Source organism: Roseivirga sp. UBA1976 (assembly GCF_002336325.1).
GTDB lineage: Bacteria > Bacteroidota > Bacteroidia > Cytophagales > Cyclobacteriaceae > Roseivirga > Roseivirga thermotolerans.
This window is the reverse complement of sequence record NZ_DDDQ01000177.1, coordinates 1-10,419: the sequence shown is the minus strand read 5'-3', so window position 1 is coordinate 10,419 and position 10,419 is coordinate 1. Positions and strand designations below refer to the sequence as shown.

The following is a 10,419-nucleotide window of genomic DNA, read 5'->3' as shown; positions in this document are numbered from 1 at the left end:
GTTTTTCCGGCATGACGTTCTTTTTGTACATCGAACTCAGGTTAATGTTTAAAGATAATGAGTTTGTTCGTCTGACTACTAAGAATGGTCTGGCGACCGGATAATCTGCCTCACTTTCACTGCGGGGCGCAAAATAAACATAGTGGATTTTGCAACGCGGCAATTCGCGAGTTATTCGCTCCAGCCTTGTAAACAGGCAAATGGCCATATGACAAATTTGACGGTGTTAAAGTTTTCCCTTGCACCGGCTGTGCTGCAGACATAAGGTTTAAACCTCATAAAGTTCCAGAGGTAAACCATCTGGGTCAGTAAAGAAAGTGAATCTTTTGCCTGTGTATTCATCGGTACGGATTGGCTCGGTAATTACTCCTTTCAATTTTAAGCTATCAACAGCTTCTTCAATGTTCTCAACTTCAAATGCCAGGTGTCTGAGTCCTTGAGCCTCCGGTCTGGATGGTCTTGCCGGAGGGTTGGGAAAGGAGAATAATTCAATGATGTATTCACCGTTTAGGGCAAGGTCGAGTTTGTAAGATTGTCTTTCTTCACGATAGACTTCTCTTATAATTTTCAGGCCTAGTATCTCGGTATAGAATTGCTTCGACTTTGAGTAGTTGCTGCATATGATGGCTATATGATGGACTTTCTTAAGTTTCAAAACACGTAATATTTACACGTTCAAAGGTAGTGAATCGAAAATCAGTTAGTTGGGCTGTCTGGCTTTTTTGTCCCGAGCTTAACCCATTGGCAGGAAGGCTAAACTTACCTGCCTGATTGTTCGAGGCTACAGAAGGAAAAGGATTGGTAGAACTCCAACATTGAACCAAAACCTAGTTCGGTCTAAACCGAATTCTTAGAGTCACCTTAGAGCTTTCAGGAACTTCATTAACCCCAACTAATTTAGGTTGCCATTGAGGGCCTTCTTTGATGAGTCTTATGGCTTCCTCATCGCAACCGTGGCCAAGACCTTTAAGGGTCTTAAAGTTACTCAGGCTTCCATCAGCTTCTACGGTAAACTCCACTGTTACTACTCCCTTTATGTTTTGATTTCTGGCAGCTTGAGGGTATCGGATGTTTTCTTTAAGGTAGCGATTGAATTTAGGGTACCCTATTTCTGGTTGAGGGGCCTTAAACCTGGTAGTAACCGGGGCCACTTCATCACCTTCGCTCACGCCCGTGACGATAATCTCCCCTAATGCATTCACATCGGGCTGTAGTTTCACATTGAGAGAGTCTCTGTTTCCGGGCACAAGGCTGGTTGTAAGGTATCCTAAAAAGCGAAATTCTAACTCTGAAAGTCTGGGAATATTATTCAATTGAAACAGTCCATCGGTATTGGTTGTAGTGCCTCTCGTTGTTCCTTTAATCACCACTAGTACACCGGGTAGAGGAAGTTGATCTTCGGCATCCACCACTCTGCCTTTGAGGGTGGTTATATTGGCTGGATTATCTTCTGCAGGAGCTATAAACCCTTGTTTGGACCGGGCATCTTGGATAACAACACCAGCCACCCGACCCGATAGTTGTTGGGTGATTTGCTCCATTTCCTGAGTGGTTTCCAAACGACCAATTACTTTGTCCATAGGAATAATAAGCTGAGAGTCTACCGCGCTAAATACCATTGACTCCAGAGCAAGTTGCTTAGAGGAAGCATCGATGCGAGCAATTTCTGTTTGAGTTCTCTCCTGTTTAGGCTCGATATTCAGTTCCAGTTGGCCCTCTAATTTTTCATCGACCTCCGATTTTGGGGAGTCAATAGTCTTCTTTTGTTTTATGGAGTTTGTCTCGGATTTCGTACCCTGCTCAAGAACCGGCTCCCGAGCCTGGGGCTTGGTCAGTGTGTCTTCTTTTTCAGGAGACTGTAGTTCACTTAGGTCGCGTTTGGGTAGTGGCCTGTTTTCTCGCAGAATAAAAAGGGTGCCAACAATAACTACTAAAATGAGTGCCGCTGCAAGCCCTCTCCAAATAGTCCAGAAACCAGCAGGCCTATCTTCTTCAGCCAGGAGTTCATCCAATCTATTGTCCAACTCATTGAGATCGGCATCGAGCATTTCATCGGTGAATTCATCTAGTCCTTCAAGTGCCTCATTATAAAGTGGGTTTTCGAGCATAAGTCGTTCCACCTCATGTTGTTCTTCACGGGTTAGTTCACCATTTCTGTAAGCTTTGATTAGCTCAGGCGTTAAGTGTTCAATATGTCTGTTCTTCTTGCTCACGCAGTTTTTCTATACATATTTTCAAATTCCTTCTTCCATTCTGAAGATAGCTTTTCACTTTCTTCAACTCAAAACCTGTGGCTTCACAAACCTCCTGATAGGTTTTCTTCTCCAGGTAGAAAAGCTTGATGCAGATATTTTGTTCCTCATTTAGTCCTTCAATACAGGTTTCCATCTTGCCTAAATCTTCTTCGACCTCAGTTTCATCAGTATGATGCACAGGAAGTTGATATTCCATAAGCTCGACTCCATTAATTTCCGGACTCTTCTTTCTTAGAAGCATTAGGCACTCATTACGAGTAAGCACATATAGCCAGCTTTTAAAATTCTGAACTTCCTTCTCCTTCAGCTCCCTCATCAACTTTTCAAAAACCTGCATGGCCATGTCTTTGGCAGCCTCTCTATCCTTCAGATACTTCATGCAAGTACCATAAACCAGTGGCATATATCGCTTGAAGAGAATTCCTAATACAGATTTTTCTCCAGTCGATTGATAAGATTCAATCAATTGAATGTCAGTTAGTTGTTCTGTATTTGAATTCCCTCGGATCAAGCGTTGTAAAAGTTTTTTCAGGTCTGTTTATGGAATCGATCGAGTTCTGGCATCCTGTCTTTAAAGATTATAAAACTAAAATCGATATACCATGAAACAGGTCTTAATAATCATGATGACTTTATTGGTTGGATTCCATAAACCAGTAGAAGAAAAATTTTCAATCACCATTAGTGGTCAAGTAACAGGAGCTGATGATGGGTTACCATTACCTCAGGTGACAGTGCTATTAAAGGGCACAAGGAACGGTGTTGCTACAGACTTAAATGGCAAGTACGAACTAGAAGTTCCTAATGAAAAGTCAGTATTGGTTTTTCGCTATTTAGGTTATGTTTCTCAGGAAGTTCAGGTGGGTAAAAGGAAGGTTGTAAATATTCAAATGCAACCAGATGCAACTGCCTTGGAACAAGTTGTGGTTACTGGTGTCGGGAGAAGACGCTTGTTTAATAGAAGAGCTAAGACTGAGGCTTCGCCAGCCAATGTTCAATATGATATGATTGAAGATGAGTTAGATCTGAAGGTGCTTGAACAAGATCATATTCAGTCTATATACATGCCAAATTACAAATCAAATACTGAGTCCTATGCAGAAATAGAAGAAAACGGATTTAATTCACCTTTCAAGAATCCTTTCAGTACGTTCTCCATCGATGTAGATGCGGCTTCATATAGTAACGTGAGACGGTTCATCACTCAAGGACAATTGCCGCCAAAGGATGCTGTAAAAATTGAAGAAATGATCAATTACTTCGATTATACCTACAATCAGCCTACGGGTCAACATCCTTTTCATGTGCAGCACGAGGTGGGTAGAGCTCCGTGGAACCGAGATCACTATTTGGTTCATATCGGTATTCAGGGGCAAAAGATAGAAATGGACCAATTACCGCCTTCTAATATTGTGTTCTTGCTCGATGTATCGGGCTCTATGGAAAGCAAAAACAAGCTGCCATTGCTCAAAAAGTCGCTTAAGTTGTTGGTCGATGAATTGAGACCAGAAGACCGGGTTTCCATTGTGGTGTATGCCGGAGCCGCTGGAGAGGTGCTGCCCTCTACTTCTGGAGACAAAAAACGAGAGATTCTAAAGGCGCTAGAAAATCTACAGGCTGGAGGTTCAACCGCAGGAGGAGCTGGCATTAAACTGGCCTATAAAATTGCCCAAGAGAATTTCATTAAAGGCGGTAATAATAGAATCATCCTGGCCACAGATGGAGATTTTAATGTCGGGGCTTCAAGCGATAAAGCCATGGAAGACCTAATCGAAGAAAAGAGAAAGAGTGGTGTATTTCTTACTGTTCTAGGTTTTGGAATGGGCAATTATCAGGATTCTAAAATGGAGATTTTGGCCGATAAGGGGAACGGCAACCATGCCTACATCGATAATATTCTAGAAGCCAAGAAGGTATTGGTCAATGAGTTTGGTGGAACATTGTTCACCATTGCTAAGGATGTGAAACTACAGGTTGAATTCAATCCTGGTACCGTTCAGGCTTATCGATTGATTGGTTATGAGAATAGACTTTTGGCCGATGAAGATTTCAATGACGATAAGAAAGATGCGGGTGAACTGGGGGCTGGTCATACTGTTACAGCTCTTTATGAAGTAATTCCGGTTGGGGTTAAAAGCAGTTTTAAACCTATTGATGATCTGAAGTATCAGCCCAATCACAAGCCGGAAGGAGCAATTAACACCACAGACTTAATGACAGTAAAGTTACGCTATAAACAACCCGATGAAGATCGCTCTGTTTATTTAGATACGGTTATTCCAAACGAGGTGAAACCTATTCAAGGTATGAGCCATAATTTCAATTGGTCTGCCGCAGTGGCATCATTCGGAATGCTGCTTCGCGAATCCGATTATCTCAATGGCTACACCTATCATGAGGCTTTGGAGTTGGCCAGACTGAGTAAAGGCTACGATGAAAATGGCTATAGAGCAGAAATGATTCGGTTAATGGAAGCGGCCGAACTCATGAAGCGTTCGGAAGAAGAGTAGCATATTCATAAAAAAGAGGCTATCTCAAAAGCTTTAAAACCCGTCATCTGGGCTTGTCTACCGGCAGGTAGGCAAACTCAGGGTGACGTTCACCTGGCTCTTGAGGTAGCCTCTTTTATCATCAGGCTTGCTTGGTGCCTAGTAAATCTTTTCTCGTTGTGCCATCCACTCCTCGTTTTCGATGTAATCATCGTAAGTGCTCAGCTTGTCGAGGTAGCCTTTTGGTCCTATTTCCAAAATTCTATTGGCCACAGTTTGGGTAAACTCATGATCGTGAGAAGTGAAGAGCACCGTGCCAGGAAAGTCTTTCAGTGCATTGTTAAATGCCTGAATAGACTCCAGGTCCAGGTGGTTGGTAGGTTCATCTATAATGAGCAGGTTACCTTGGGCCAGCATCATCCGAGAAATCATACAACGAACCTTTTCACCTCCAGAAAGCACATTAGCTTTTTTGAAAACTTCTTCGCCTGAAAAAAGCATTTTGCCCAGGAAACCACGTATGAATACCTCGTCTTTTTCGCCCTCAGAAAACTGTCTTAGCCAGTCTATGAGGTTCTCGTTGGTATTAAAATATTTTGAATTGTCGTTGGGTAAGTAGGCCGTAGTAATCGTTTGACCGAATTTGAACTCGCCCGAATCGGCCTTTTCTTCACCCATTAATATTTTAAAGAAGGTAGTTGTTGCCACACTGTCTTTGCTCAGCACGGCTATTTTATCGCCACGGTTCACAAACAGATCGAGCCCTGAGAAGAGCGGTTTTTCTTCGTTGGCTTTCGAAAGGTTTTTGATTTCCAAAATCTGATCACCGGCAGGGCGGCTTTGCTGAAATATAATGGCCGGATACCTGCGGGTAGAAGGCTGAATGTCTTCCACATTAATTTTGTCCAGGAGCTTTCTTCTGCTGGTGGCTTGTTTAGACTTAGAGGCATTGGCCGAGAAGCGAGCAATAAACTCCTGAAGCTCTTTCTTTTTCTCTTCAGCTTTTTTGTTGGCCGCTGAACGCTGCTGAAGGGCCAACTGGCTAGACTGGTACCAGAAAGAGTAGTTTCCGGTGTAGAGCTTCACCTGGCTGTAATCGATATCTACAATATTGGTACAGATGGTATCTAAAAAGTGACGGTCGTGCGATACCACAATCACCGTGTTTTTAAAGTCGAGTAAGAAATCTTCCAGCCAGCCAATGGTTTGGAGATCCAGGTCGTTGGTTGGCTCATCCAGAATAAGAATGTCGGGGTTGCCAAATAGGGCTTGAGCCAATAGTACTCTCACTTTTTGACTACCGTTCAGATCTTTCATCAGGCTATAGTGCAAGTCCTCCGTAATGCCCAGTCCGCTCAAAAGGGCAGCCGCATCAGACTCCGCATTCCACCCGTCCATCTCGGCAAACTGTGCTTCCAGTTCAGAAGCTTTAATGCCGTCTTCCTCACTGAAGTCGGGTTTCATATATATAGCGTCTTTCTCTTTCATAATGCCCCATAGCACGGAGTGGCCCATCATTACGGTATCGAGCACAGTGTTTTGGTCAAACTCAAAGTGGTTCTGTTTCAATACGGCCATTCGTTTGCCAGGCTCAATGGTCACAGACCCGGAGTTGGGGTCTATATCGCCCGATAAAATCTTTAGAAAGGTAGATTTTCCGGCTCCGTTGGCGCCAATAACACCGTAGCAGTTGTTGCCACTGAATTTTATGTTTACTTCATCAAAAAGGACTCTTTTACCAAAAGCAAGGGATACGTTTTGTACAGAGATCATAGTAGGCTATCAATTTCAGGCCGCAAAGGTAGGGCTTTTAAAGCCGCGCAAAAAGGAAAGCACAAATAGTTTGAACTATGTGGCTGATAATTAATAAGAAAGATGTGTTGGTTAGATTATAGGTTAAAAAACCAATTGAGGCTTAACCAATAGCTATGCCGGGTTGGGGCTATGAGAATGGACTGGTTGCGGTAGTCCAGGCCTACTTCTACCTTATGAGTATTACTCATAAAATACCCTAAAAAGGGTCCAAAGCGATATTCGGTGAGTGGTGCGTTGCTTCGTTGCCAGGTTTGAATGAGTTCATTGTTCACTTTAACATAAAACTCACCGGGATCCGCTTTCTCTCCGTCTAGCGGAAGCTCCATGCTCATGCGGTAGCGAAGCCTAAACACAGCGGGCTCTTCCGGGGCAAAGGTTTGATCGCTTACCAACCGATGGCCCAGATTAAAGTTGCGCAGCCGGCTAATAAACGAGAACTGCTGAATGATTCGGTGGATGCGTTCTCCCTGACGAAGACGAAGCAGGTAGCCAAGATTGATTTTTTCAGATAAACCTACTTTTCGTGAACCAATCAGAGTGAAATCGGTAAGCAAATGTTCATGCATTCGCATGGGATCGGTATGAACAAACCCGGCCCGAAACTGCTCGCGGGTTTCTACCTTCAGGTTAAGAGCATACAGCTCGTTGATACTTCTATTGAGATTAATGGCCGGCAAAATACCGCTCTGAAAGCTATTTTGTGCGCAAAGTGTGGTGCCAAATAAAAGGCCGGCCAGCAAACCAATGTACTGTCTAATACTCAAGGTGCTCGCTGTTTCGGGTGATAATCTGGTTTAGCGACAATAGCTCTCCCTGAGCTGAAAAAGTGAACTCCCATAGCTTAGGAAGCTTACCTTTCTTTCCTTTAACTACAATTTCAAAGGCATGCGGGACACTTAGCAAAGGCATTTTTTTCTGAATCAGAGTGGCAAGGGAGGTGCTTTGATATTGTACCTGTACTTTTCTGATTTTATAGCGACCAAACTGACGTTCGAATTCCTCCAGAATACGATTTCGGGTGGCCTTGTTCAATTCTTCCATGCGTATAGTTACTTCAATGTCTTGCAGGCTTCCATCTTCAGAAAACTCAACACTAAACCAACGTTTGTCATGTTTGAACTTAGCCTCTAGAGAAGTGCTGCTTAGTCCTTCCTCAAAATACCATTGTGCTTTTTCAACCCCTCCGGTTGTCAGGTATGTAAGGGCTTGCGGTGGAACTTCTTCCGGTTTAATACGCGATTCTCTTTCCAGTTTTTGAGCATAGAGCAGAGTAGGTAGGGCTAGTCCTACAATCGCCAGATTGAGTCTTAATAAGTTCTTACAAAGCATATGCAAAAGTATCGGGCTCCGCTAGCATATACACTCAAGGAAGTCATTTTGTTTATTCGCCCTTGGCTCACAGGCTAGCTACCCTTAATCAACGATTGTACCCAATCGTTAGGGATCATGTCTATGGTAAGATTAATACGGTCTTCGGTACTGTTGTTTATCACGCGGTGTGGGTCGGTTAGTCTCATATACCAACATTCACCCGGTTTCATAGGTACAATTTCGTTATTGAGATAAAATTCTACACCTGGCGCGTTAATAATAGGGATGGTGAGCCGAATGACCGATTTCGGGATTTCCAGACCCAGAGTGGGGTCGGTATGTTCCTTAACAATGTTACCGGCTGCCAAACGAAGCACACGCACTAAGGTAACTTTGGTGTGTTGCTTAAACATATCGACCACTTCGGTCAGGTAAGGTGAAGATTTCAACTCTTGGGTGTCTAGCCAATCGGTCCACGAACCATCGGCATAATCTTCGGTAGATGGAGGTGTAGGTAAACTGGGGTCCACAAAATGGGCTGGCGAGCGAAGCGGTATCACATTGTAGTAAATGAAGTTATTCATTGGCATTTGATACACCTCATCGATAATACGCTGCACATCAAATTGAAAGGGAAGTTTTACTCTGTCGCCAATAGACTGTGTGTGGTTGCTCATTTTAAGACTCCTTATTGTTACATGCTAAGTTAAGGGCATTGCATCTAATATGCCATAGCCAATTGCCGATTACCCTCAAATTAAAATAGGGTAGTAATTAGAGCGGTTGGGTGCCTTTTTGCAAAGCAAAGAAGGAGACCATCCCAGGGGCAGCCATTACGCGGTTTTAGCGCACTGTGCTCTTGCGGATGGTCTCTTTAATTTGGAATTATTTATCGAGCTTTTTTAATCCGAACAACGGCCGAATAAAACTTACCCGCTTAATGGGCCACTCATAAAGAGCATAGCAAGCCACAAAAGTAAGTACTACCACAGCTACAAACTCCAACCATACCGGCCAAGCCAAAGGAAAAATGAGGTAGGAGAAAAAGTATAGAGCTGCCATATGAATGATATAGATTGGATAGGCAGCGGCACTGAGATAACTGAGTAATCGGCTGGGGCGGTTGAGGTATTTGTGGGCAAAACCAAATGCTGTAAGTATCCAGGCCACAGACTCGATAGCCATGAGTTCATTTGGACCCACCAACTCGTAATGGAGCAACCGAACAGCGTAGAGTATTAAAGCCACGGTGAACAGTACCCAGCGCCATTTTAGAGTGTTTTGCCAGAACCTGCTGCCGCTGTATACGCAGAGAAAGCCCAGTAAGAAAGCCACCATACCCAGAAAGAAACCGTGCCAGGTAAGGGCATACATTTCGAAAGGCGAAGGTTGAACAAGCAGAACTTCTGCTTCAAAAAGCAAGACTATTATTAAAAATCCTGCCGGGCTGCTAAAGAGTTTCCTTATAGTGTTGGCAAATGAGGTTTCAGGCCTGTTTTTGAGCCAATAAAAGAGCGGAATAAAAAGCAGAACATAAGCAAAAATATTACCCAGAAACCACAAGTGGGCCGGAGAGGGTCTGTATAAAAAAGGCAGGCCGTAATGTTTTAATAGAATGGCCACGTGTATAGGTACAATGACCAGAGCACCAAACCCGTAAGGCATAAGAATTCGTGTAGCCCTTTCACCCAGTAGCTGTTTCCAGTTGCGTTTTTGCAGGGCAAAAAATACGCCCATTCCGGAAACAAAAAAGAGAAGCGGAATACGCCAAACGTTCAACATGCCCATAGGAATCCAAAGGCTTGGAATGGGTTCGTCATTAGCTATAAAGCCGATTAGCGAACCCCAGGGCTGAAAACCAATGGCAATATGATATATCAGCAGCATGGCAATGGCAATTACCCTAAGCCAATCTATGTCGTACCTTCTTTCCATCTATCGAGCCGATTTTATTGTAAAAGTTTGGCAATTTCTGGACGGGCAGCTTCTATTCGCTTTAGGTCTAATGTAAGCCCCATGGGTTTCAACTGACCCCCAATTAGTTCATACATTGGCTTTAACTCCGAGAACGGTGCTTGTACAGACTCCAGGGCAGTAGCTCCAAATGCATTTTTTATGGCCTTATCTGCTCCGGCTTCCAGGAGTAGCTTTACCTGTTCTATACGACCAAAAAAAGCGGCTGTAAGCAATGCGGTAGATCCTTCCTTGTTTTTAATGTTCAGGTCGGCTTTGGCTTCAATAAGGAGTTTTGCAATATCGTCATGTCCAAATACTGCGGCTAGAATAAGAGGAGTAGACCCGCCAAAAGGGTCTTTAGCATTCAGGTTGGTACCGGCCGCAATATGCTGTTTTACCACATCGGCTTGTCCGGAGATAACGGCATCGTGTATGCTTTGAGTAGGAGCTTTTGTTGAGGAGGCATCACCTTCCTGAGTTTGATTGCTTGCCTGGCCGGAACAACCCATGCCTAGTATAAGCAGGGCTAGAAAAAAGGCTGTGGGTTGTAGAATTAAGAGTGTTCTTTTCATACGTTTTAGATTCGTTTGTTT

10 protein-coding genes are annotated in these 10,419 nt (G+C 43.6%); 1 reads left to right on the top strand and 9 read right to left on the bottom strand.

Annotated features, from left to right (window positions below):
- Positions 1-268: 268 nt before the first annotated feature.
- The 3 genes from B3763_RS18485 to B3763_RS18475 form a co-directional block, all read right to left on the bottom strand.
- Positions 269-655, bottom strand: a complete 387-nt coding sequence (locus tag B3763_RS18485; RefSeq protein ID WP_286748334.1) for a VOC family protein — start codon at positions 653-655, stop codon at positions 269-271.
- Positions 656-827: 172 nt separating this feature from the next.
- On the bottom strand, positions 828-2,213 hold the full coding sequence (locus B3763_RS18480; RefSeq protein ID WP_286748333.1) for a TonB family protein: 1,386 nt from the start codon (positions 2,211-2,213) through the stop codon (positions 828-830).
- The gene (locus B3763_RS18475; RefSeq protein WP_286748332.1) at positions 2,188-2,721 is read right to left on the bottom strand and encodes an RNA polymerase sigma factor; all 534 of its coding nucleotides are present in this window, start codon (positions 2,719-2,721) and stop codon (positions 2,188-2,190) included. The genes B3763_RS18480 and B3763_RS18475 overlap by 26 nt, the downstream gene beginning before the upstream one ends.
- 136 nt (positions 2,722-2,857) lie before the next feature.
- Here B3763_RS18475 and B3763_RS18470 point away from each other — a divergent pair, with 136 nt between their 5' ends.
- A complete protein-coding gene (locus B3763_RS18470) occupies positions 2,858-4,765 on the top strand; it encodes a YfbK domain-containing protein (RefSeq protein ID WP_286748331.1) in 1,908 nt (635 codons plus the stop codon).
- A gap of 138 nt (positions 4,766-4,903) precedes the next feature.
- On the opposite strand, the gene B3763_RS18465 is transcribed toward B3763_RS18470, so the two are convergent.
- The 6 genes from B3763_RS18465 to B3763_RS18440 all read right to left on the bottom strand — a co-directional run.
- Positions 4,904-6,517 (bottom strand): ABC-F family ATP-binding cassette domain-containing protein, encoded by a 1,614-nt coding sequence (locus tag B3763_RS18465; protein ID WP_286748330.1) that lies wholly within the window; start codon positions 6,515-6,517, stop codon positions 4,904-4,906.
- A gap of 116 nt (positions 6,518-6,633) precedes the next feature.
- A complete protein-coding gene (locus B3763_RS18460) occupies positions 6,634-7,323 on the bottom strand; it encodes a DUF2490 domain-containing protein (RefSeq protein ID WP_286748329.1) in 690 nt (229 codons plus the stop codon).
- The gene (locus B3763_RS18455) at positions 7,313-7,888 is read right to left on the bottom strand and encodes a hypothetical protein (RefSeq protein ID WP_286748328.1); all 576 of its coding nucleotides are present in this window, start codon (positions 7,886-7,888) and stop codon (positions 7,313-7,315) included. Before B3763_RS18455 ends, B3763_RS18460 begins: the two co-directional genes overlap by 11 nt.
- 74 nt (positions 7,889-7,962) lie before the next feature.
- A complete protein-coding gene (locus B3763_RS18450; protein ID WP_189630765.1) occupies positions 7,963-8,547 on the bottom strand; it encodes an aspartyl/asparaginyl beta-hydroxylase domain-containing protein in 585 nt (194 codons plus the stop codon).
- Between the two features lie 208 nt (positions 8,548-8,755).
- Complete coding sequence (locus tag B3763_RS18445; protein ID WP_286748327.1) at positions 8,756-9,805, bottom strand: acyltransferase family protein; 1,050 nt, start codon at positions 9,803-9,805, stop codon at positions 8,756-8,758.
- A 14-nt stretch (positions 9,806-9,819) separates the two neighbouring features.
- Positions 9,820-10,419: ankyrin repeat domain-containing protein (locus tag B3763_RS18440; RefSeq protein WP_286748326.1), on the bottom strand; the 600-nt coding region annotated here is incomplete at its 5' end.